Raw genomic sequence first — 317 nt, forward strand, 5'->3', positions numbered from 1 at the left:
TCCAAGGTTGGCGATGTCATCACGTACGCCTTCTCTGCGAAGAACACCGGCAACGTCACCCTGAAGAACGTCTCCATTACGGATCCGCTGGTTGGTCTCTCGGCTTTGGTTTACACCTGGCCGGGTGTTCCCGGAGAGTTGCTTCCGGGCCAGACTGTGACGGCTGCAGCAACGTATGCCATCACCCAGGCGGACATCGACGCCGGTCATGTTGCCAACAGTGCGACGACCACTGGTACTCCGCCTACCGGTCCGCCTGTGACGCCTCCTCCGGGAACGACGGACACCCCGTTGCCCCAGGCTCCGGCGATGGAGTT

The 317-nt window shown here is 61.8% G+C and carries 1 protein-coding gene; it reads left to right on the plus strand.

Annotated features, from left to right (window positions below; all coding sequences use genetic code 11):
• Positions 1–317: CLIPPER-2 domain-containing protein (locus ACLRGI_RS23300; protein ID WP_419203804.1), on the plus strand; the 317-nt coding region annotated here is incomplete at both ends.

This window comes from Paenarthrobacter sp. PPS72, from assembly GCF_048537125.1.
In the GTDB taxonomy this organism is placed as follows: Bacteria; Actinomycetota; Actinomycetes; order Actinomycetales; family Micrococcaceae; genus Arthrobacter; species Arthrobacter nitroguajacolicus_E.